A 20,720-nucleotide genomic window follows, 5' to 3' on the forward strand; every position below is an offset into this window, starting at 1 on the left:
GCATGGCCACTCTTTCCGCGAATCAGTGCGGACCTGGGAGGGGGCGGCGGCGGTCAGGGGAGGGTGGCCAGGGCGGTGAGGAGGGCGTCCACGTCGGCCTCGGTGGTGCCGAGGCCGAAGCTGGCGCGCAGGGCGGTGGGGGGCAGGTCGGTCCGGCCGGTGCGCGCCGCCGCCTCGGCCAGCAGCCGCCGGGCCAGGGGGTGGGCGCAGAAGAGCCCGTCCCGCACCCCGATCCGGTGCACCCGGGCCAGGTGGGCGGCGACGTCGGACGAGTCCCGCCCGGCGACCACGAAGGAGGCGATGCCCACCCGGGGCGCGTCCGGGTCGAAGGTCCGCAGCTCCACCACGTGCGGCAGGGCGTCGATCCCGTCCCGCAGCCGGGCCAGCAGCGCCTGCTCCCGGGCGTGCAGGGCGTCCCGGTCGGCGTCGGCGAACGCGGTACAGACTGCCGCCAGGGCCACCGCGCCGAGCAGGTTCGGGGTGCCCGCCTCGTGCCGGGCCGGCCCGGTCGCCCAGCGCACCTCGTGGGTGGCCGCGCCGACATGGCTGGTGGCCCCGCCGCCGGCCAGGTACGGCGGCGCCGCGTCCAGCCAGTCGCCCCGCCCGACGAGGACGCCCGCGCCGAACGGCGCGTACAGCTTGTGGCCGGAGAGCGCCAGGTAGTCCACGTCCAGCGCGGCCAGGTCCACCGGGGCGTGCGGGGCGAGCTGGGCGGCGTCCACCAGGATCCGGGCGCCGTGCCGGCGGGCGACCCGGGCCAGCTCGGCCACCGGCCAGCGCTCCCCGGTCACGTTGCTCGCCCCGGTCACCGCGACCAGCACCGGCAGGCCCGGCCGGGCGTCGCGGGACAGCTCGGCGAGGGCGGCGGCGAGCGCGCGTACCGCCCCGGCGGGGCTGGCCGGCACCGGCAGCCGGACCGAGCCGCGCGGCCAGGGCAGCAGGTTGGCGTGGTGCTCGCCGGCGAAGGTCACCACCGTGGTGCCGGCGGGCAGCGCCCGGGCCAGCAGGTTGAGCGCGTCGGTGGTGTTCCGGGTGAAGATCACGTGATCGTCGGGGCGGGCGCCGACGAAGTCGCCGACTGTCTGCCGGGCCCGCTCGTAGGCCAGCGTGCAGCGCTGCGACAGCGCCCCGGCGCCCCGGTGCACGCTCGCGTACCAGGGCAGCAGCTCGGCCACCGCGTCGGCCGCGGCCCGCGCGCACGGCGCGCTGGCGGCGTGGTCAAGGTTGATCTCCCCCGGTACGCCGAGCACGCCGAGCGGGTCCGGCCGGGTCGGCGCCGGCGGCGTGGGCAGCGAGGGTACGAGGGTGACGGTCATACCGGAACCTCCCGGGTCCAGGGGACCCCGGGGTATGGGCACCGGGACGGGGTCCGCGCTTGCCCAGCACGCGGTTCGGGCTGGGCCCGGTCATCACCCGGGGCACCCCACCGCGAACTCGACGAGGGTTGCCGGCCAGCAAGCCGGGGCTTGACGCTGGCACTCGTGACCTGCCCCGGAGCATAGCGGGCGGAATGCGGCCGGACCAGTGGGTCGCGGGTGACTACGCTGACCGCATGGCCGACACCCCGCCCGGCGGAGCCCTGCCGCCGCCGACCGCGCCCGCCGCCCCACCGCCGGGGTCGTCGACCCCCCGGATGCCGCTGCGCCGTCTCGGCTGGCGACGGATCCTGGCGCTCGCCGCGGTGGTGCTGCTGATCGCCGCGGGCGCGGTGTTCATGGTCTTCACCCTCGGCGAGAGCCTGGGTGCCGAGGCCCTGTTGGTCGGCGTGATCGCGGCGATCCTGCCGGTGCCGGTGCTGGTCTCCTGCTTCCTCTGGCTGGACCGGTACGAGCCGGAGCCGCTGAAGTACCTGATCTTCTGCTTCGCCTGGGGCGCGTTCGTCTCCACCGCTGTCTCGTTGCTGGTCAACGAGACAGCCGCGAAGCTCTTCCAGAACTGGGGGCTGCCCAGCGCCCTGGTCGCCGTGCTGGTCGCCCCGTTCATCGAGGAGCTGACCAAGGCGGCCGGGCCGATCCTGCTGCTGATCTTCCGGCGCCGGGAGTTCTCCGGGGTCACCGACGCGCTGGTCTACTGCGGGCTCTCCGCGGTCGGCTTCGCCATGGTGGAGAACATCCTCTACCTGGGCGGCTACGGCTACCGCACCGGCGTCGAGGAGTACGGCCCGGCCACCGGCGCGCAGCAGGTCATCGCGATCTTCATCGTCCGGATCCTGCTCTTCGGCTTCGCCCACCCGCTGTTCACCTCGATGACCGGGGTGGGGCTGGGTGTCGCCGCCCGCACCGCCGACCGGCGGGTACGCATCCTCGCCCCGATCGCCGGCCTGCTGCTCGCGATGATGCTGCACGGCACCTGGAACCTGCTGCCCTCGCTGGCCGTCGCCACCGGGCAGCCGGTGATCGTCCTGTACGGCTACATCGGCGTGATGGTGCCGATCTTCTTCGGCATGGTGGGGCTGGCGATCTGGTTGCGCGCGTGGGAGGGGCGGCTCACCGAGCGGACCCTGCCGGACTACGTCCGGGCGGGCTGGCTCACCCCGCCGGAGGTGGCCGCGCTGGGCAGCCTCGGGCGGCGGCACGCCGCGCGTACCTGGGCTCGCCGGGTGGCCGGTGACGGTGGGGTGAAGGCGATGCGGGGCTACCAGTTCGCGGCCACCCGGCTGGCGCTGCTGCGCGACGGGATGCGCCGGGGGCTGGACCGGAAGCCGGCCGACCGGGACCGGACGGTTAGGGAGGAACGGGAGCTGCTGGACGCGATCGCCGCGTACCGGTCGTTCTTCGTGGGGCGGGATCCGCAGGCGCCGGTCGGGGTCTGGGACGGGCAGCGCTACCACCTGCGGTTCCCGGACGGGTCGCAGCGGGCGGTCGAGGCGCCGGACGAGCCGGTGGTGCCGATCCCGGTCGTGCTCGCCCCGCCGCCGCCCCCGGCCCACCCGTTCGGCTACGGCCCGCCCGGCTGGTACGGCCCGCGCCCTGCGGCCCCCTGGCCCCCTGGCGCCTGACGGCCTGCCCGGCTGGTACGGCCCGCGCCCTGCGGCCCCCTGGCCCCCTGGCGCCTGACGGCCCGCCCGGCTGGTCCGGCGCCGTGCCTTCGGGCCCCTGCGGCCCCCTGGCCCCCCGGCGCCTGACGGCCCGCCCGGCGCGGGAGGTGGTCAGGTCATCAGGCCGGTCATGAAGTCGCCGAAGCCCTGGAAGATGGCCATCAGGGCCGCCCCGATCGACTTGAACAGTTGCGCGGCACCATCCGGCCGGAACGCCATGAAGTAGATCAGGAACGCGAAGAATCCCCAGGTCAGTATCTTCTTGAGCAGTACCGGCATGGTCCCTCCCCAGGGCGCTGAGGTGCCTGGGCTTCCCGCCGGGCAGCGGTGCAAACGACGCCCGGGGGCGGGGGCGGGGTCCTACAGGTAGAGGCCGGTCGAGCCGGTCGACTCGCTCTCCACCCGCTCGGCGGCGACGGCGTGCACATCCCGCTCGCGCAGCAGCACGTACGCCCGGCCGTGCAGTTCGACCTCGGAGCGGTCGTCGGGGTCGAAGAGCACCCGGTCGCCGGCGACGATCGCGCGTACGTGCGGGCCCACGCCCACCGCGGTGGCCCAGGCCAGCCGCTTGCCCACCGCCGCGGTCGCGGGGATCACGATGCCGGCGGTGGATCGGCGCTCACCCTCGCCGTTCTCCGTGCGTACCAGCACACGGTCGTGCAGCAGACGGATCGGCAGGCCGGTGTCGACGAGGTTCTGGTCGGCGGTCACGCGAAGACGCTACCGCGTGCGCCACGGTCGATCATCCGGTGGTTGAGCGCGACGGGAGGGGGGCAATGGTGGCGGAGCCGCCCTAGGGTGGGGCGGACGGACGTATCCTGTCCCCCCTGTGACGTGGGCGGGCCAAGTTTGCGGGAGGTGCGCTTGAGCCGCTTCGAGGCGCTGCGCGGACGGCTCCGCCGCGCGTACGAGTCCGGCCGGGAATCGGCGCGGGCCGGCCGGGTCGACCCGGACGACGCGCCGGAGGAGCCGGGGGTGGCCTCGCCGTCCTCGCCGGGCCCGGCGGCGCCCGCCGCGGCGACCGTGGTCGGCGCGGAACCGCCCGCGGTCACGCACGCCACGACGGCCAGCCGGGACGACACCGAGGTGCCGCACGCGCTGCGGATCGCGGCGGCCTGGTGCTGGCGGCTGATCGTGGTCGGCATCGTGGCCTGGGCGCTCCTCAACATCATCGGCACCATCCGCATCGTGATCATCCCGTTGGCGGTCGCGCTGCTGCTCTCCGCCCTGCTCGCCCCGGCGGTCGGCTGGCTGCTCAGGGTCCGCTTCCCCCGGTCGCTGGCGACCGGCGTGGTGCTGGTCGGCGGCCTGGCCGCGGTGGTCGGCACGCTGACCCTGGTGGTGAACGAGTTCATCCAGGGCGTGCCGGAGCTGAGCGAGAAGACCTCGCAGGGCGTCCGGCAGATCCAGAACTGGCTCAAGACCGGCCCGCTGCACCTCTCCGACAGCCAGCTCAACAACTACATCGACGAGGCGCAGAAGTGGGTGGACGAGAACACCAAGACGTTCACCAGCGGCGCCATCAACACGGCGGCCACCCTGGCCGAGGTGCTCACCGGCACCATCCTGGTGCTCTTCGCCACCTTCTTCTTCCTCCGGGACGGCAACAAGATCTGGCGCTTCCTGGTCCGGCTGCTGCCGGTGAAGGCGCGCTGGAAGGTGGACGACGCCGGCCGGGCCTCCTGGTCGACGCTCGGGGCGTACGTCCGGGCCACCGTGCTGGTCGCCTTCATCGACGCGGTCGGTATCGGGATCTTCCTGGTCGTCTTCGACATCCCGTTCGCGTTCCCGCTGGCCGCACTGGTCTTCCTGGGGGCGTTCATCCCGATCGTCGGGGCCACCCTCTCGGGCGTGGTGGCCGTGCTGGTGGCGCTGGTCGACAGCGGCCCGGTCACCGCGTTGATCATCCTGGGTGCGGTGATCGGCGTGCAGCAGGTCGAGGGGCACGTGCTCCAGCCGTTGATCATGGGCCGGGCGGTGGCCATCCACCCGCTCGCCGTGATCATCGGGATCGCCGCCGGGGTGGTGCTCGCCGGGATCGCCGGCGCGCTGGTCGCGGTGCCGCTGATCGCGGTGCTCAACACCGCGATCCGCCGGCTCGCCGCGCGTACCGTGCCGGACACCCCGCCGGACGCCGTGGTGGTCGCCGCCCAGGCGCCCTGACCCCCCCGAACCGCCGACCGGGTCCGGCCCCACGCGGACGGGCCCGTCGCGTTTCGCGGCATCCCGGGGCTTCCGGTCGAGCGGAGGCCGCGACATGCGCCATCCCGCGCCTTGGGCGCGCCAGACGGCCCGGCCGGATCAGCCCTTGCCGAGGCGCTCCAGCGCGCCGCGGGCCACGTCCGGCCGGGTGGTATACCAGAACGGAGGCAGCGAGCGCCGCAGGAACGGGCCGTAGCCCCGCGCCGTCTCCAGCCGGGAGTCCAGCACCGCCACCACGCCCCGGTCACCGGTGGCCCGGATCAGCCGGCCGACGCCCTGGGCCAGCCGCACCGCCGCGATCGGCACGCTGACCGCCGCGAACCCCGAGCCACCGCTGGCGTCCACCGCCGCCGCCCGCGCCGCGGCGAGCGGCTCGTCCGGCCGCGGGAACGGCAGCCGGTCGATCACCACGAGCTGGCAGGAGTCGCCCGGCACGTCCACCCCCTGCCAGAGCGACATCACCCCGAACAGGCAACTCTCCCGCTCCTCCCGGAACCGCCGGACCAGCAGCGGCAGGGCCTCCTCGCCCTGGAGCAGCACCGGCAGGTCGGTCCGCGCGCGCAGCAGCTCCGCCGCCTGCTGCGCCGCCCGTCGCGAGGAGAAGAGCCCGAGGGTACGCCCACCGAGCGCCTCGACCAGCGCCAGCAGCTCCTCGCCGGCCGCGTCGGGCAGGCCCGAGACGCTCGGGCGGGGCAGGTGCGCGGCGACGTACAGGATGCCCTGCCGGGCGTAGTCGAAGGGCGACCCGACGTCCAGGGACCGCCAGCCCGGCCCCTCGGTGGCCGGGACCGTGCCGATCGTGGCCCGGCTGCCCTCGGTGCTCGCCACCGGGATGGGGACGGTGGCGCGGCCGGCGGCGGCCGCGGTGGCCAGCGCGGCGGCGGCCGGGGAGGGCGGGGCCGGCGGCGGTGCCTCCAGCCCCAGCGCCCGGGCCACCGTGTCGAAGCGGCCGCCCAGCGCCAGGGTGGCCGACGTGGCGACCACGGTGCGCTCGTCGTACAGGTGGGTGGCGAGGGTGCCGGCGACCGAGAGCGGCGCGACCACCAGCGCCCGGCGGCTGCCGTTCTCCGGCTTCTCCACCCAGGCCACGTCGTGGTCGGCCTCCTCCAGCAGGCGCTGCGCGGTGGTGGAGAGCTCGTCCAGCGCCGCCTTGGCCTGCTGCTTGCGGACCGGGTCCGGGTCGTCCGCCTTGATCTCGCCGATCGCCTCCAGCGCGGCCCGGGTCGCCGCGTCGAGCAGGGTGCACGCCTCGCGCAGCGCGGGCGGCAGGCCGGCGGTGAGCCGCCCGGCGGGCGCCTCGGCCAGCCCCACCGTCAGGGCGTCGCCCGCCTCGGCGAGCCGCTCGGCGACCTCCGGGCGCAGCAGCGGCCGGGCCCGGCGGGCGGACCGGTCGATCAGCTCGGGGACCAGCTCGGCCTGGGCCGCCGAGGAGACCCGGTCGGCCAGCTCGTGCGCCTCGTCTACGATGAGCAGCTTGTGCGGCGGCACGATGTGCCGGCCGGCGAGCATGTCCACGGCGAGCAGGCTGTGGTTGGTGACCACGATGTCCGCCTCCCGGGCCCGGGCCCGGGACGCCTCCGCGAAGCACTCCTGGCCGAACGGGCAGCGGGTCGCGCCCACGCACTCCCGCGCCGGCATCGAGACGCTCCGCCACACCTGGTCGTCGACGCCCGGGTCCAGCTCGTCGCGGTCGCCGGTGGCGGTCTCCTCCGCCCAGTCGCGCAGCCGCTGCATCTGCTTGCCCAGCCGGCCCGCCTCGCCGAGCCACTTCGTGCCGCCGCCGGGGCGGGGCGCGTCGAAGAGGGTGTCCTCCGGCTCCTCCTCCGTGGAGCTGTCCAGCCGGGCCAGGCAGAGGTAGTGGTGTCGCCCCTTCAGCACCGCGAAGGTGGGGCGGCGGCCGAGCAGCGGCTCCACCGCCTCGGCCAGCCGGGGCAGGTCGTGGTCGACCAGCTGGGACTGCAACGCCAGGGTGGCGGTGGAGACCACCACCGGCCCGTCCACGGTCAGGGCCGGGGCCAGGTAAGCCAGCGACTTGCCGGTGCCCGTGCCGGCCTGGACCAGCAGGTGCTCGCCGGAGCCGACGCTCCGCTCGATCGCCTCGGCCATCTGCTGCTGCCCGGGACGGGCCGCGCCGCCCGGGACCGCGCCGACCGCCGCGGCCAGCAGGTCACCGCCGCTGGGCCGGGCGCCCCGACGCTTTTTCGGCACGGCGGGACCGGTGGCGGTGCGAGGCGGGGTCACCGTGCGACCGTACCCGCCCGGCCCGACACCGGCCCCGCCCCTCCACCGCGTGGCGTGGTCCCGGCCGGGTCGCGTCGGGTTACCTGCCGAATGCGTCGCGTGGCCGGAATCGGTTAGGGTGCCAGTCATGCCGAGCGACGTGGTCCGCGTGATCTACCGCAAGTACGACGGCAGCGCCCACCGCGACTACCCGGCCCGCCGGCTCGCCGAGGACGACCTCGGCGTGTGGCTCGGCGTACCGGCCGGCACCGAGTCGGTCTACCACGGCCGGCCCTCGGTCGAGCAGATCCCGTTCGTCCTGCTGGTGCCCCGGCACGGCTGGTGGACCGGGATGTTCAACCCACCGCCCCGGACCAGCGAGGTCTACTGCGACATCACCACCCCGGCCCGCTGGGAGGGCGAGGACACGGTCCACCTGGTCGACCTCGACCTGGACGTGGTACGCCGCCGGGAGACCGGCCTGGTCGAGCTGCGCGACGAGGACGAGTTCGCCGAGCACCGGGCGCGCTGGGGCTACCCCGACGACCTGGTCGTGGCGGCCGAGGCGGCGGCCGGCTGGCTCTTCGGCGCGCTCGCCGACGGCACCGAGCCGTTCGCCACGTCGTACCGGAAGTGGCTGGCCCTGGTGGTCTGAGCCGGGCTAGTCGAGCGGCGCCGGGGGCCCGTCCGGCGCCAGCGGCGGCAGGTGGCCCACCTTCTCCGGGTTGAGCTGGTTGAACACGCCCGTGATCCGCCCCTCGTGCACGGCGAACGAGGACACCATGCGCAGCGGCCGCCCGTCCCGGAAGACCGTCTCCGCCCGCCAGCCGAGCGTCCCGTCGACCAGCGCGGGGCGGGTCACCAGCTTCGCGTGATACCGGGCGGCCTGGCCGAAGAGGCCGAGGAGGAACCGGGCGACCGCTTCCGCGCCGACCACCGGGCGGCGGGCCGCCGGGAAGTGGCCGCCGCTGTCGCCGATCAGCACCACGTCCGGGGCGAGCACCTGGACCAGCCGGTCCAGTTCGCCGGATTCCACGGCCGCGAAGAAGGCGGCCACCACCCGCTGCTGCTCGGCCAGGTCGGCGGTGTGCCGGGGCGCGTCGGGGGCGGTGACCGCCCGGCGGCCCCGCGAGGCGAGCTGCCGGGCCGCGGCGGGGGTGGTGCCGAGCACCTCGGCGACCGTGGCGAACGGCACGGCGAAGACGTCGTGCAGGACGAACGCCACCCGCTGCTCCGGGGTCAGCCGCTCCAGCACCACCAGCAGCGCGGTGCCGAGCTGGTCGGCCCGGATCGCCCGCTCGGCCGGGTCAGGGGCGTACCCGTCCGCCGTGGGCACGTCGCTCACCATCGGTTCCGGCAGCCACTGACCGGGGTACGCCTCCCGGCGCACCCGGGCGGAGCGGAGCACGTCGAGGCAGATCCGCGAGCAGGTGGTGGTGAGCCAGGCGCGGAGCTCGTGCACCTGGGCGCGGGCCGCCGGGTCGGCGAGCGCGCCCGCGTACCGCAGCCAGGTCTCCTGGACCGCGTCCTCGGCCTCGCTCCGGCTGCCCAGCATCCGGTACGCGACCGCCAGCAGGTGCCCGCGCTCCGCCTCGAACTCCGCCGTCAGATCCCCCACGACCCACTCCCTCCCGCAACCCGCATTCTCCCCCTTCGCCCGGACCCCCCCCACCGCCCCCACCCCCGCCCGCCCCGCGCCCCCCGCCCAAGATCGTGCAAATTCACGGAAACAGTGGCCTCCACAGCGCGGGAGGCCACTGTTTCCGTGAAGGAGGCCGCTCGGCTGCCGTGAAGGAGGTCCCTCGGCGGACACGGCGGAGGCTCGGGAGGCGGAGGTGGGCGGGGTGGGTGAGGATCGGGGGATGAGCGGAGTCGACGACGTGGTGCGGCCCGAGGGCGGGTCGATGCGGGAGCTGCTGCGGGTGGCCCCGGGGGCGGTGGACCTGGCGGCGGTCGATCCCCGGTCGACCCCGGGGCTGCCGGCGGCGGCCGGCCCCGGGAGGCAGCGCAAGGAGTGGGCGCGGTCGCAGGTCGAGCTGCTCGGTGCGGACCTCGGCCGGCAGCAGGAGATGCTGTACGCCGCCGCGAAGGGCGCCGCCGGACCGGAGGCGCCGACCAGCGCCCCGACCCTGGCCGGCACCGACCTGGGCGGCGACCGCCCGCGCCGGGTGCTGCTGGTGCTCCAGGCGATGGACTGCGGTGGCAAGGACGGCACGATCAAGCGGGTGGCCGGTGCCATGAACCCGCTCGGGCTGCACATCCGCTCGTTCGGGCCGCCCACCGAGGAGGAGCTGCGGCACGACTTCCTGTGGCGGATCCGGCGGGCCCTGCCGCCGCCCGGCTACGTGGGGATCTTCAACCGCTCGCACTACGAGGACGTGCTGGTGGCCCGGGTGGAGTCGCTGGTCGACGAGCCGACCTGGCAGGCCCGATACGACATGATCAACGACTTCGAGCGGGAGCTGACCGCGAGTTCGGTCACGCTGCTGAAGGTGATGCTGCACATCTCGTACGCCGAGCAGGGCGAGCGGCTGATGGAGCGGCTCACGGACCCGACGAAGCACTGGAAGTACAACCCCAGCGATCTGGACACCCGGGCCCGCTGGGACGATTACCAGGCGGCGTACGCCGATGCCCTGGCGCGCTGTGGCACGGACGCCGCGCCCTGGTTCGTGGTGCCGGCGGACCGCAAGTGGTACCGGGACTGGGCGGTGGCCCACCTGCTCCGGGAGACGTTCGACACCCTGGATCTGGGGTATCCGCCTGCCGATTTCGACGTCGAGCGCGAGCGCCAGCGGTTGCGGAGTGAGAGCGACCGGGACAAGGTGAACGCCAGGTGAACGAGTGGTGAATCGGGCCTGACCAGGGGTGGGCCGGCCGATGCCCGGTTCCGTGGGGTACCTAGCATGCCCAGAGCACACGCCCTTCGGGGCGACGGCCACCCTTCCACCGACACGACGAGGTCCGTGCTGTGAAGTTTTCCTTCCGTCCCACCGAGGGCGCCTTCTACGAGCTCTTCACCAGGGCCGCGCAGAACCTGGTAAAGGGAACCGAGCTGCTCAACGAGCTGGCGCTGCCCGACGTCGAGGTCCAGTCGGTGAGCGAGCGGCTCACCGAGGTCGAGCACGACAGCGACCAGATCACCCACGAGCTCTACAAGAAGATCAACTCCACCTTCATCACCCCGTTCGACCGGGAGGACATCTACCGTCTGGGCTCACTGCTCGACGACGTGATGGACCACCTGGAGGCGGTCGGCAACCTGCTCTACCTGTACGGCCTGACCAAGCTCCCCGCGCTGCCGCGCGAGCTGCACGAGCTGGTCAACGTGCTGGACCAGCAGGCCAAGCTCACCGCCGAGGCGATGCCGCAGCTGCGGTCGATGAAGAACCTCGAGGACTACTGGATCGAGTGCAACCGCCTCGAGAACGACGGTGACCAGGCCTACCGGATGCTGCTGGTCCGCCTCTTCTCCGGTGAGTACGACGCGCTCACCGTGCTGAAGATGAAGGAGGTGGCCGACGAGCTGGAGGCCGCCTGCGACGCCTTCGAGCACGTGGCCAACACCGTCGAGACCATCGCGGTCAAGGAGTCCTGATCCCGTGAGTCCCGAACTCATCGCCGTGCTGGCGGTGATCGTGGTCGCCATGGCGTTCGACTACACGAACGGCTTCCATGACGCGGCCAACGCGATCGCCACCAGCGTCTCCACCCGGGCGCTGACACCCCGGGTCGCCCTCGCGCTGGCCGCCGTCGGCAACTTCGTCGGCGCGCACTTCGGCGCCGGGGTGGCCAAGACGGTCGGCGACGGCCTGGTCACGCTGCCCACCGGGGTGGCCAGTCTCGGCGTGGTCTTCGCCGGCGTGCTCGGCGCCATCGCCTGGAACCTGATCACCTGGTACTTCGGTCTGCCGTCGTCCTCCTCGCACGCCCTCTTCGGCGGCCTGGTCGGCGCCACCCTCTTCTCCGGCGGCGTCGTGCAGTGGGGCAACATCGTCGAGAAGGTCATCATCCCGATGGTGCTCTCGCCGGTCGTCGGTCTGCTGCTCGGCTTCCTGGTGATGCTGCTGATCATCTGGCTCTTCCGGAAGGGGCAGCCCGGCAAGCTCAACCGGGGCTTCCGCTGGGCGCAGACCGCCTCAGCCGCCGCCATGTCGGTCGGCCACGGCATGCAGGACGCCGCCAAGACCATGGGCATCATCGTCCTGGCCCTCTACACGGGCGGCTACCAGCACGACAAGACCCACATCCCGCAGTGGGTGTTCTGGACCTCGGCGGCCATGCTGGCGGCCGGCACGTACGCCGGCGGCTGGCGGATCATCCGTACCCTCGGTCGCAAGATCATCGACCTGGGCCCGCCGGAGGGCTTTGCGGCCGAGACGGTGGCCAGCGCGGTGCTCTACTTCAACGCCCTGGTGCTGAAGGCCCCGATCTCCACCACCCACACGATCACCTCGGCGATCATGGGTGTCGGCGCGACCAAGCGGCTCTCCGCGGTCCGTTGGAACGTGGCCGGCAACATCGTCATCGCCTGGATCATCACCTTCCCGGCGGCGGCGGCCATCGCCTGCCTGGCGTACCTGCTGGTCCGCCCGCTGTTCTGAGGCTGACGCCCGTGAGGGCCTCCTGCCGACGGCAGGAGGCCCTCACGCGTAGGAGACGCCGATCCGGGCCCGGACGTCGTCCAGCAGCGCCATCACCTCGAGGGTGGCGGAGTGCGGCACCAACTGGCTCTCGATCAGCCCGGCGGCCAGGCAGCGCTGCACCTCGATCGCCTCGTACTGGTAGCCGCCGCCCGTCAGGTCCGCCGGGATGGTCTCGGGCTCGGCCCCGAGGCGGTGCAGCACCGCCGCGCCGGGCCGGTAGAACGGCTCGGGCAGGTCGATCCGGCCGGTGGTGCCGGTGATCGACGCGGTGATCGCGGTGGCGCCGACCATCCCGCAGCTCAACATGGCCACCGCGCCCGAGTCCCAGCCGAACACCAGCCCGGTGTTCTCGTCCACGCCCTCCGGGCTCAGCCGCGCCCAGGCCCGCACGTGCTGCGGCACCCCGAGCAGCAGGTGGGCCAGGCTCACCGGGTAGACCCCGAGGTCGAGCAGGGCCCCGCCGCCCAGCGTCCGGGCGCGCATCCGGTGCTCCGGCGGGAACGGCCCGGCCGCCCCGAAGTCGGCCCGTACGTGGGTCACCTCGCCGATCGCGCCGTCCCGGACCAGCTCCAGCACCCGGAGGATGAGGGGGTTGGTCCGCATCCACATGGCCTCCATCAGGAAGAGGCCCCGGCGGCGGGCGGTCTCGACCAGCTCGGTGCTGGTCGCCAGGTCCAGCGTGCAGGGCTTCTCCACCAGCACGGCCTTCTCCCCGGCCAGGCAGGTCATGGTCGCCTCGTGGTGCGCGGCGTGCGGCGTGGCCACGTAGATCACGTCGACGTCCGGGTCCGCGGCCAGCTCCGCCCAGGAGGCGTACGCCCGGGGCACGTCGTGGCGGGCAGCGAAGAGCTCGGCGCTCTCCCGGGTGCGCGAGCCGACGGCGACCAGCTCCGCCCCCGGCACCAGCCGCAGGTCCTCGGCGAAACGGCCGGCGATGTGTCCGGTGGCCAGGATTCCCCAACGCGTCATGCCGGGACGCTATCCCGGGCGGCCGTGCCGGCGAGAAGAAGATCCACCCGTCGGGAAATCAGGAACCGGGCTTGGCAACGGCTGCTCCGGCATGCCGCTCGATCCGGGTCCGTAGCGGCCGATCTGACGCCGTCGCGGCCGTCCCGCCGCCGAACGCATGATCCACTGCCGGGAACTAGGCTCAGGTCATGACGATCGACGGCTTCGCCGCACCCCCCGCCCTGGTGGAGCACGCCCGCCGGTTCCGCGCCGAGGGCGGCGTGCCGGCCGTGCCCCGGGTCGCCGCCACCGTCCTGCTGCTCCGCCCGGCCGGCACCGACTTCGAGGTGTACCTGATCCGCCGGGTGGCCGCGATGACCTTCGGCGGGATGTACGCCTTCCCCGGCGGCGGCGTCGACCGCTCCGATTCGCAGGCCCACCTGGGCTGGGCCGGCCCGACGCCGGCCGGCTGGGGCGAGCGGCTGCGGCTCGCCCCGGACGCCGCGCAGGCGGTGGTCTGCGCCGCCGCCCGGGAGGTCTTCGAGGAGGCGGGCGTGCTGCTGGCCGGCCCGGGCGGCGGGACGGTGGTGGGCGATGTGAGCGGGGACGACTGGGAGGCGGCCCGGCAGGACCTGGTGGCCCGGCGGGCCGGCTTCGCCGACCTGCTGGCGGGGCGGGGCCTCACCCTCCGGTCCGACCTGCTGCTGCCGTGGAGCCGGTGGATCACCCCGGAGTTCGAGCCGCGCCGGTTCGACACGTACTTCTTCGTCGCCCTGCTGCCGGAGGGGCAGCGGACCCGGGACGTCTCCGGCGAGGCCGACCACACGCTGTGGCTGCGCCCGGCGGACGCCCTGGCCAGGGCGGAGGCCGGCGAGCTGACCATGCTCCCGCCCACCCTGGTCACCCTCGCCGAGGTCGCTGCCGCGGCCACCCTCCCCGGCGTGGTGGACACCGCCGCCACCCGCGACGCCGCCACCCCCGTGACCCCCCGCCTCGACCTCCCCGACGACGGCGAGCCCCGCTTCACCCTCCGCTGACCCCGACGATCTTGCAGTTGTGGTGCTGGCAGAAGGGGCAGAGCGCCACGGATCGGCAACAGAAACTGCAAGATCGACGGTATGCCCGGGGCGGCGCGGCGGGGGTCAGCCGGCGGCGCGGAGGTAGCGGGCGGCGAGGGCGCGGAGCACCTCGGCCAGCTCGGGCGGGTTCTCGACGGTGAAGTCCAGGTCGAGGAGGCCCACCCAGACCGCGATGGTCTCCAGCCGGTCGGCACCGGTGTGCAGCAGGCAGGTCTGCGCGTCGACCGGCTCGACGCTGCCGACCGCCGGGTTGATCCGCTCGGCCACCACCTCGGCGGGGGCGTGCACCCGGATCCGGGCCCGGTGCCGCCAGGCGGCTGCGGACACCCCGCGCCGGACCCGGTCCACCACGTCCTCGGGCAGCTCCCGGGGCGCGAACCGGGGGCCGGTCGGGGTACGCGGACTGATCCGGTCCACCCGGAAGGTCCGCCAGTCGTCCCGCTGCGGGTCGAAGGCGACCAGGTACCAGCGGCGACCCCAGTTGACCAGCCGGTACGGCTCGACGTCCCGGCGGTCCGCCGTACCGTCGTGCCGGACGTAGTCGAAGCGCAGCCGTTCCCGGTCCCGGCAGGCGGCGCTGAGCACGCTGAGCGTCTCGGCCGCCACGGTCGGGCCGGGCTGGTCGTGCGGCACCCGCACGGTGTGGGTGTGCAGCGCGGTGACCCGGCGGCGCAGCCGGTGGGGGAGCACCTGCTCCAGCTTGGCGAGCGCCCGCAGCGAGGTCTCCTCGATGCCCGCTACGCTGCCACCGGCCGCGGTACGCAGCCCGACCGCCACCGCGACCGCCTCCTCGTCGTCGAGGAGCAGCGGGGGCAGGGCGGCGCCCGCGCCGAGCCGGTAGCCGCCGACCGCGCCCCGGGTGCCGTGCACCGGATAGCCGAGGGCGCGCAGCCGCTCCACGTCGTTGCGGACGGTCCGGGTGCTCACCGAGAGGCGTTCGGCCAGCTCCGTGCCCGTCCACTCGCGCGGGGTCTGCAACAGCGACAGCAGGCGCAGCAGTCGCGCCGAGGTCTCCAACATTCTTTGGATTCTGCCGGCTCATTAGGAACGGAGTCTTCCTAATCGGCCCCTACCGTCTAGGGCATGGCAGACAACACCGCGATCGTCCCGTTCCGTATCGACGTCCCGCAGGCCGAGCTGGACGACCTCGCCGACCGGCTGACCCGGACCCGCTGGGCCGAGGAACTGCCCGCCGACCCCGGCGCCGCCCCCGCCGGCCCGGTCCCGCCCGGCTGGGAGTACGGCGTCCCGGTCGGCTACGTGCGGCGGCTCGTCGAGCGCTGGCGGACGACGTACGACTGGCGGGCCTGGGAGGCGAGGCTCAACGCGTACCCGCAGTTCACCACCGAGATCGACGGGCAGAACGTGCACTTCCTGCACGTCCGCTCGGCCGAGCCGGACGCCACCCCGCTGATCCTCACCCACGGCTGGCCGACCACGGTGGTCGAGTGGCTGGACGTGATCGGCCCGCTCACCGACCCCCGGGCCCACGGCGGTGACCCGGCCGACGCCTTCCACCTGGTGATCCCGTCGGTACCCGGGTTCGGCTTCTCCGGGCCGACCCGGGAGCGGGGATGGAACCGGTTCCGGGTGGCCCGCGCCTGGGCCGAGCTGATGCGCCGCCTCGGCTACGACCGCTACGGGGCGGCCGGTAACGACCTCGGCTCGTTCGTCGCTCCCGAGGTGGGCCGGGTCGACCCGGCGCACGTGCTCGGGGTGCACGTCAGCCAGATCTTCTCGCTGCCGTCCGGGGACGCCGACGAGCTGGCCGCCCTCACCGAGGAGGAGCGGGGCAAGGTGGCGTTCGCCGACTGGTTCGTCCAGCGCAAGGGCGGCTACGACAAGCTGCACTCGACCGAGCCGCAGAACGTGGCGCACGCGCTCGCCGACTCGCCGGCCGGCCTGCTCGGCTGGCTGGCCCAGCTGATGGGGGAGCAGCTCGACCCCGACTACGTGCTGACCAACACGACGATCTACTGGCTGACCAACACCGCCGCCTCGGCGGCCCGCTACTACTACGAGGACGCCGAGGTGGTGCACCCGACGCAGAAGGTCAACGGCCGGGGCACGGAACCGTTGGAGCCGACCACCGTGCCGCTGGGGCTGGCCAACTTCGCCTGGGACTTCCAGTCGATCCGTACCCTCGCCGAGCGGGACCACAAGAAGATCGTGTCCTGGAACACCTATGACCGGGGCAGCCACTTCGCCGCGCACGACGCGCCCGACCTGCTGGTACGGGACATCCGGCAGTTCTTCGCGAAGCTGCGGTGAACACGCCGAGGGGCGTCGGCCGGATCGACCGACGCCCCTCGCGGACCGGGCACAGCGACTCAGCCGAAGCGGCCGGTGATGTAGTCCTCGGTCTTCTTCTGGCTCGGGTTGCTGAAGATCTTCTGGGTGTTGTCGTACTCGATCAGCCGGCCCGGGTCGCCGGTCTTCTCGATGGAGAAGAAGGCGGTCCGGTCCGACACCCGGGCGGCCTGCTGCATGTTGTGGGTGACGATGATGATGGTGAACTTGTCCTTGAGCTGGAACATCAGGTCCTCGATGGCCAGCGTGGAGATCGGGTCGAGCGCCGAGCAGGGCTCGTCCATCAGCACCACCTGCGGCTCGACCGCGATGGTCCGGGCGATGCAGAGCCGCTGCTGCTGACCGCCGGAGAGGCCGGCGCCCGGCTTGCCGAGCCGGTCCTTCACCTCGTCCCAGAGGTTCGCCGAGCGGAGCGCCTTCTCCGCCGCCTCCTCCAGGATGGACTTCTTCCGGACCCCGTTCAGCCGCAGGCCGGCCACCACGTTCTCGAAGATGCTCATGGTGGGGAACGGGTTGGGCCGCTGGAAGACCATGCCGATCATCCGGCGGACCGCGGTGACGTCCACGTCCCGGTCGTAGATGTCCTGGTTGTCGATGGTCAGGCTGCCCTCGACCCGGGCCCCGGGGAGCACCTCGTGCATCCGGTTGATGGACCGCAGGAAGGTGGACTTGCCGCAGCCCGACGGCCCGATCAGGGCGGTGACCGTCTTCGGCTCGACGGTCAGGTTGATGTTCTCGATCGCCTTGAAACCGCCGTAGTACGCGGTGACGTTGGTGGCTTCGATGCGCTTGGCCATGGTGGCGGTACCTCCGGGGTTCATCGGCCGAGCCGGTTGCGACGGGCCAGCAACTTCGCCGCGACGGTCAGGATGAGGACGAGGGCGACCAGGGTCAGCGCCGCGGTCCACGCCCGCGCCGGCGAGTACTTCGAGGCCTCGCCGGCCTGCTGGTAGACGAAGAGAGCCAGCGACGACTGGTTGTTCTCGAACGGGTTGAAGTTGATCGCCGCGCCGCCGCCGGCGACGAGCAGTACCGGGGCGGTCTCACCGGCGGCCCGCGCGATGGCGAGCATGATGCCGGTGACGATGCCCGGCAACGCGGTCGGCAAAACGACCCGCAGGATGGTCTTCCACTTCGGCACGCCGAGGGCGTACGCGCCCTCGCGCAGCGGCGCCGGGACGAGGCGGAGCATCTCCTCGGTGGAGCGGACCACGGTCGGCAGCATGAGCACGCTCAGCGCCAGGGCGGCGGCGAAGCCGGAGAAGCCCGGCCGCCCGTCGTTGAACCACGGGGAGACGATCAGCACCCAGAAGGCCAGCACGAACAGGCCGGTGACGATCGACGGGATGCCGGTCATCACGTCCACGAAGAAGCGGATGGTGAAGGCGAACCGGCCCCGGCCGTACTCGACCACGTAGATCGCGCAGAGCACCCCGAGCGGGACGGTGATCAGGGTGGCGATGCCGACCTGCTCCAGCGTGCCCACGATGGCGTGGTACGCGCCGCCGTTGGCGTCCCGGGCCCCGATGTTGTTCATCGAGGTGCCGAAGAAGTTGCCGTCGAGCCGCTCGGCGCCCTTGCTGACCAGGGTCCACACCACCGAGGCCAGCGGCAGCACCGCCAGCACGAAGGCGGAGTGGATCAGCGCGCTCCAGGTCCGGTTGCGGGCGGACCGCCGGCCCTCCACCGCGTTCGCGGCGAGGAAGAGGCCGGCCAGGTAGAGCAGCGCCGCGACGACCACGACCAGCACCGGGCCGCCGAGGCCGGTGCCGTACACGAGGCCGGCGGCGGCCAGCAGGGCCACGACGGCGATGGCCGGCGCGGCGTACCCCGGAAGTCGCTTGGCCCGCAGCGTGGCCGGCTGGGCCGGCGGCTGCGGGCGGTGACTGGTGACTGTCATGGTCATGCGGCCGACTCCGTGAACTCTCGGCGGCGGTAGATGATCGCCCGGGCGGTGATGTTGACGATCAGCGTGATCGCGAAGAGCACCAGGCCGGAGGCGATGAGGGCGCCCCGCCCGGTGTCGTTCGCCTCGGCGAACCGGTTCGCGATGTTCGCGGCGATGGTGTTGCCGCCGCTCTGCAGGACGTTGAACGAGATGGCGTAGGTCGAGCCGAGGGTCAGCGCCAGGGCGATGGTCTCGCCCAGCGCGCGGCCCAGGCCGAGCATCACCGCGGCGATGACGCCGGGGCGGCCGTACGGGAGGACGGCGGTGCGGACCATCTCCCAGCGGGTGGCGCCCAGCGCGAGGGCGGCCTCCTCGTTCGCGGTCGGGGTCTGCCGGAACACCTCGCGGGAGAGCGAGGTGACGATCGGCAGCACCATGATCGCCAGGACCACCGAGCCGAGCAGGATCGAGTTCCCGTACGGGCCCTCGCCGAAGATCGGGATCCAGCCGAAGTACTTGTTCAGCCAGGCGGACAGGTCGGCGACCGGCTGGGCGAAGTAGTCGCGGCCCCAGAGCCCGAAGACCACGCTGGGCACGGCGGCCAGCAGGTCGATCAGGAAGCCCAGGGCGTTGCCCAGCCGGCGCGGGGCGTAGTGGGAGAGGTAGAGGGCGATGCCCAGCGCGACCGGCACCGCGATGAGCAGGGCCAGCAGCGCGGTGAGCACGGTACCGAAGGCGAGCGCGCCGATGCCGAACTTCGGCGGGTTGTCGTTCGGGAACCAGCCCTCGAAGGTCCAGAAGGACTCGGTGTTCGCCTGCAGCGCCGGCACGGCCTTGGCGATCAGGAAGATCGCGATCGCCGCGATGACGACCAGCACGAAGGTACCGGCGGCCAGGGTCAGGCCACGGAACGCCCGTTCCGCGCCGAACGCCTTGGCGCGGGGCAGCGCACCGCCGCCGCCGAGACCGGGCGTACCAGGGTTGCCGGAGGGCTCGGCCACACGCGCCGAGGCACCGGCGGGCCACTCGTGGCTCGTGGCCACGCGGGTCCCGCCGGTGCCGGCGTGCGCCGAGCGGTGAGGGGTGTCACCCATCTGCTCGCTCGCTTCGATAGAGGAGGTGGTGTCGGTCAGCGCGTCAGGCGAGGCTCTTGACCGCGGTCTCGACCTTGGTGCGGACCGAGTCCGGCAGCGGGGCGTAGCCCAGCTCGACCAGGTCGGCCTGGCCCTCGCTGCTGGCGGCGTGGCCCAGCAGGCCCTTCACCAGCGGCAGCTTGTCGGCCGCGAGGCCCTTGCTGCAGACGATCTCGTAGGTCACCAGGACGATCGGGTACGCCCCGGCCTCCTTGGTGTTGTAGTCGATCGACATCTTGAGGTCGTTGCCCTGGCCCTCGATCTTGGCCCCGGCGATGGTCTTGCCGGCCGACTCGGCGGTCAGCTCGGCCCACTCACCGGCACCGTTCTGGACCTTGGCCTTCTTCAGGCCGGCGTTCTCGGCGTACGACCACTCGACGTAGCTGATGGTGCCCTCGGTGCTCTTGACCTTGCTGGCCACACCGTCGGACTTGGCCGCGCCGACGCCACCCGGGGCCTTCCACGCCTTGGCGTGGTCGAAGGTCCAGTCCGCCTCGGCGGTCTTGGAGAGGTACTTGGTGAAGTTGTCGGTGGTGCCCGACTCGTCGGAGCGGTGCACCGCCTGGATCGCGGTCGACGGCAGCTTGGCGCTCGGGTTGTCGGCCTTGATCGCCGGGTCGTCCCACTTGGTCACCTTGCCGGCGAAGATCTTCGCCAGGGTGGCCGGCTTGAGCTGGAGGTTGTCCACGCCGCTGACGTTGTAGACGACCGCGACCGGGCCGATCACCATCGGCAGGTTGAGGGCCTGGCCGCCGGCGCACTTGGCGTCGGCCTGCGGCTGCTCCTCCGGCTTGAGGGCCGAGTCGGAGCCGGCGAAGTCGGCGGTGCCGGCGATGAAGGCCTGGATGCCGGCGCCCGAACCGGTGGGCTCGTAGTTGATCGTGGTGCCGGCGCACTTCTGCTGGTACGCCTTGATCCACTCGGCCATCGCGTTCTTCTGCGCGGAGGAGCCCTGCGCGTTCAGCGTGCCCTTGCCGCAGTCGACGGCGGCGGCGGAGCCGGAGGCGGAGGTGCCGGTCGGCTCGTTGTTGTCCGAGCCGCACGCGCTGAGACCGAGCACCGCGGTAAGAGCGAGGCAGGCGATGGCGCCGTGCCGCTGGAGCTTCACCTGAGGGGTTTCCCTTCACGTTTTTGGTCAGGTCGCCCGGGTCGCGGCCCGGGTGCCGGCGCTGACCGGCTGACACGAAAGGTAGAAGTGCCAGGTAGACGGTTCGCCGGTCGGAAGTGAACGGGAGATGAACAGGTGCGGCCGGCGCG

The 20,720-nt window shown here is 73.2% G+C and carries 19 protein-coding genes and 1 riboswitch; of the genes, 8 read left to right on the forward strand and 11 right to left on the reverse strand.

The genetic code is table 11. From position 1 onward, the window contains the following. Nucleotides 1-53: 53 nt before the first annotated feature. Nucleotides 54-1,316, reverse strand: a complete 1,263-nt coding sequence (locus ACGFI9_RS15920) for an aminotransferase class V-fold PLP-dependent enzyme (RefSeq protein ID WP_393178696.1) — start codon at nucleotides 1,314-1,316, stop codon at nucleotides 54-56. 50 nt (nucleotides 1,317-1,366) lie between these two features. Next, a riboswitch (SAM riboswitch) is annotated at nucleotides 1,367-1,487 on the reverse strand. Between the two features lie 23 nt (nucleotides 1,488-1,510). Here ACGFI9_RS15920 and ACGFI9_RS15925 point away from each other — a divergent pair. Beyond that, nucleotides 1,511-2,998 carry a PrsW family intramembrane metalloprotease gene (locus ACGFI9_RS15925; RefSeq protein ID WP_393178697.1) on the forward strand — a complete coding sequence of 496 codons (1,488 nt, stop codon included), beginning with the start codon at nucleotides 1,511-1,513 and terminating at the stop codon, nucleotides 2,996-2,998. A 150-nt stretch (nucleotides 2,999-3,148) separates the two neighbouring features. Here the strand turns inward: ACGFI9_RS15925 and ACGFI9_RS15930 are convergent, their stop codons facing one another. Then, nucleotides 3,149-3,316, reverse strand: a complete 168-nt coding sequence (locus tag ACGFI9_RS15930; RefSeq protein ID WP_393178698.1) for a hypothetical protein — start codon at nucleotides 3,314-3,316, stop codon at nucleotides 3,149-3,151. An 81-nt stretch (nucleotides 3,317-3,397) separates the two neighbouring features. Further along, a complete protein-coding gene (locus ACGFI9_RS15935) occupies nucleotides 3,398-3,748 on the reverse strand; it encodes a GroES family chaperonin (RefSeq protein ID WP_393178699.1) in 351 nt (116 codons plus the stop codon). A gap of 87 nt (nucleotides 3,749-3,835) precedes the next feature. Between ACGFI9_RS15935 and ACGFI9_RS15940 the strand changes: the two genes are divergently transcribed. Next, entirely contained in the window at nucleotides 3,836-5,200 is a 1,365-nt protein-coding gene (locus tag ACGFI9_RS15940) for an AI-2E family transporter (RefSeq protein WP_393178700.1), read from the forward strand. A 138-nt stretch (nucleotides 5,201-5,338) separates the two neighbouring features. Here ACGFI9_RS15940 and ACGFI9_RS15945 read toward each other — a convergent pair whose 3' ends face one another. Then, complete coding sequence (locus ACGFI9_RS15945) at nucleotides 5,339-7,480, reverse strand: ATP-dependent DNA helicase (RefSeq protein ID WP_393178701.1); 2,142 nt, start codon at nucleotides 7,478-7,480, stop codon at nucleotides 5,339-5,341. A 127-nt stretch (nucleotides 7,481-7,607) separates the two neighbouring features. On the opposite strand from ACGFI9_RS15945, the gene ACGFI9_RS15950 reads away from it, so the two are divergent. Further along, nucleotides 7,608-8,114 carry a DUF402 domain-containing protein gene (locus tag ACGFI9_RS15950; RefSeq protein ID WP_393178702.1) on the forward strand — a complete coding sequence of 169 codons (507 nt, stop codon included), beginning with the start codon at nucleotides 7,608-7,610 and terminating at the stop codon, nucleotides 8,112-8,114. 6 nt (nucleotides 8,115-8,120) lie between these two features. On the opposite strand, the gene sigJ is transcribed toward ACGFI9_RS15950, so the two are convergent. Beyond that, nucleotides 8,121-9,077, reverse strand: coding sequence for an RNA polymerase sigma factor SigJ (sigJ, locus tag ACGFI9_RS15955; protein ID WP_393178703.1), 957 nt, complete (start codon nucleotides 9,075-9,077; stop codon nucleotides 8,121-8,123). Between the two features lie 244 nt (nucleotides 9,078-9,321). Here sigJ and ACGFI9_RS15960 point away from each other — a divergent pair, with 244 nt between their 5' ends. The 3 genes from ACGFI9_RS15960 to ACGFI9_RS15970 all read left to right on the forward strand — a co-directional run bounded on the left by ACGFI9_RS15960 (nucleotide 9,322) and on the right by ACGFI9_RS15970 (nucleotide 12,063). Next, entirely contained in the window at nucleotides 9,322-10,299 is a 978-nt protein-coding gene (locus tag ACGFI9_RS15960) for a PPK2 family polyphosphate kinase (protein WP_393178704.1), read from the forward strand. 131 nt (nucleotides 10,300-10,430) lie between these two features. Beyond that, nucleotides 10,431-11,057 (forward strand): DUF47 domain-containing protein, encoded by a 627-nt coding sequence (locus ACGFI9_RS15965; protein ID WP_393178705.1) that lies wholly within the window; start codon nucleotides 10,431-10,433, stop codon nucleotides 11,055-11,057. A 4-nt stretch (nucleotides 11,058-11,061) separates the two neighbouring features. Beyond that, nucleotides 11,062-12,063: an anion permease gene (locus tag ACGFI9_RS15970; RefSeq protein WP_393178706.1), complete on the forward strand. Its 1,002-nt coding sequence runs from the start codon at nucleotides 11,062-11,064 to the stop codon at nucleotides 12,061-12,063. Between the two features lie 42 nt (nucleotides 12,064-12,105). Here the strand turns inward: ACGFI9_RS15970 and ACGFI9_RS15975 are convergent, their stop codons facing one another. After that, nucleotides 12,106-13,074: a Gfo/Idh/MocA family protein gene (locus tag ACGFI9_RS15975; protein ID WP_393178707.1), complete on the reverse strand. Its 969-nt coding sequence runs from the start codon at nucleotides 13,072-13,074 to the stop codon at nucleotides 12,106-12,108. Between the two features lie 188 nt (nucleotides 13,075-13,262). Between ACGFI9_RS15975 and ACGFI9_RS15980 the strand changes: the two genes are divergently transcribed. Beyond that, nucleotides 13,263-14,090, forward strand: coding sequence for an NUDIX hydrolase (locus tag ACGFI9_RS15980; protein ID WP_393178708.1), 828 nt, complete (start codon nucleotides 13,263-13,265; stop codon nucleotides 14,088-14,090). A gap of 105 nt (nucleotides 14,091-14,195) precedes the next feature. On the opposite strand, the gene ACGFI9_RS15985 is transcribed toward ACGFI9_RS15980, so the two are convergent. Continuing rightward, complete coding sequence (locus tag ACGFI9_RS15985; RefSeq protein ID WP_393178709.1) at nucleotides 14,196-15,152, reverse strand: helix-turn-helix transcriptional regulator; 957 nt, start codon at nucleotides 15,150-15,152, stop codon at nucleotides 14,196-14,198. Between the two features lie 63 nt (nucleotides 15,153-15,215). On the opposite strand from ACGFI9_RS15985, the gene ACGFI9_RS15990 reads away from it, so the two are divergent. Continuing rightward, a complete protein-coding gene (locus ACGFI9_RS15990; protein ID WP_393178710.1) occupies nucleotides 15,216-16,403 on the forward strand; it encodes an epoxide hydrolase family protein in 1,188 nt (395 codons plus the stop codon). A 59-nt stretch (nucleotides 16,404-16,462) separates the two neighbouring features. Here the strand turns inward: ACGFI9_RS15990 and pstB are convergent, their stop codons facing one another. From pstB to pstS, 4 genes are read right to left on the reverse strand one after another with little or no spacing between them, the layout of a single operon-like run. Beyond that, the gene (pstB, locus tag ACGFI9_RS15995; RefSeq protein ID WP_393178711.1) at nucleotides 16,463-17,239 is read right to left on the reverse strand and encodes a phosphate ABC transporter ATP-binding protein PstB; all 777 of its coding nucleotides are present in this window, start codon (nucleotides 17,237-17,239) and stop codon (nucleotides 16,463-16,465) included. A 20-nt stretch (nucleotides 17,240-17,259) separates the two neighbouring features. After that, complete coding sequence (pstA, locus tag ACGFI9_RS16000) at nucleotides 17,260-18,348, reverse strand: phosphate ABC transporter permease PstA (RefSeq protein WP_393178712.1); 1,089 nt, start codon at nucleotides 18,346-18,348, stop codon at nucleotides 17,260-17,262. Further along, nucleotides 18,345-19,424 carry a phosphate ABC transporter permease subunit PstC gene (gene pstC, locus ACGFI9_RS16005; protein ID WP_393178713.1) on the reverse strand — a complete coding sequence of 360 codons (1,080 nt, stop codon included), beginning with the start codon at nucleotides 19,422-19,424 and terminating at the stop codon, nucleotides 18,345-18,347. Before pstC ends, pstA begins: the two co-directional genes overlap by 4 nt. Before the next feature lie 43 nt (nucleotides 19,425-19,467). Then, nucleotides 19,468-20,571: a phosphate ABC transporter substrate-binding protein PstS gene (gene pstS / locus ACGFI9_RS16010; RefSeq protein WP_393178714.1), complete on the reverse strand. Its 1,104-nt coding sequence runs from the start codon at nucleotides 20,569-20,571 to the stop codon at nucleotides 19,468-19,470. Between the last annotated feature and the right edge of the window lie 149 nt (nucleotides 20,572-20,720).

The sequence above is a fragment of the Micromonospora sp. NPDC048930 genome (assembly GCF_043197935.1).
Lineage (GTDB): Bacteria > Actinomycetota > Actinomycetes > Mycobacteriales > Micromonosporaceae > Micromonospora.

Bases quoted from the DNA above. Each gene is read 5' to 3' on its own strand.
- ACGFI9_RS15930 (WP_393178698.1), bottom strand. From the start codon at position 3,316: ATGCCGGTACTGCTCAAGAAGATACTGACCTGGGGATTCTTCGCGTTC.
- ACGFI9_RS15985 (WP_393178709.1), bottom strand. From the start codon at position 15,152: ATGTTGGAGACCTCGGCGCGACTGCTGCGCCTGCTGTCGCTGTTGCAG.
- pstB (WP_393178711.1), bottom strand. From the start codon at position 17,239: ATGGCCAAGCGCATCGAAGCCACCAACGTCACCGCGTACTACGGCGGT.
- ACGFI9_RS15980 (WP_393178708.1), top strand. From the start codon at position 13,263: ATGACGATCGACGGCTTCGCCGCACCCCCCGCCCTGGTGGAGCACGCC.
- ACGFI9_RS15950 (WP_393178702.1), top strand. From the start codon at position 7,608: ATGCCGAGCGACGTGGTCCGCGTGATCTACCGCAAGTACGACGGCAGC.
- ACGFI9_RS15990 (WP_393178710.1), top strand. From the start codon at position 15,216: ATGGCAGACAACACCGCGATCGTCCCGTTCCGTATCGACGTCCCGCAG.
- ACGFI9_RS15975 (WP_393178707.1), bottom strand. From the start codon at position 13,074: ATGACGCGTTGGGGAATCCTGGCCACCGGACACATCGCCGGCCGTTTC.
- pstA (WP_393178712.1), bottom strand. From the start codon at position 18,348: ATGACCATGACAGTCACCAGTCACCGCCCGCAGCCGCCGGCCCAGCCG.
- ACGFI9_RS15925 (WP_393178697.1), top strand. From the start codon at position 1,511: ATGCGGCCGGACCAGTGGGTCGCGGGTGACTACGCTGACCGCATGGCC.
- ACGFI9_RS15920 (WP_393178696.1), bottom strand. From the start codon at position 1,316: ATGACCGTCACCCTCGTACCCTCGCTGCCCACGCCGCCGGCGCCGACC.
- ACGFI9_RS15960 (WP_393178704.1), top strand. From the start codon at position 9,322: ATGAGCGGAGTCGACGACGTGGTGCGGCCCGAGGGCGGGTCGATGCGG.
- pstC (WP_393178713.1), bottom strand. From the start codon at position 19,424: ATGGGTGACACCCCTCACCGCTCGGCGCACGCCGGCACCGGCGGGACC.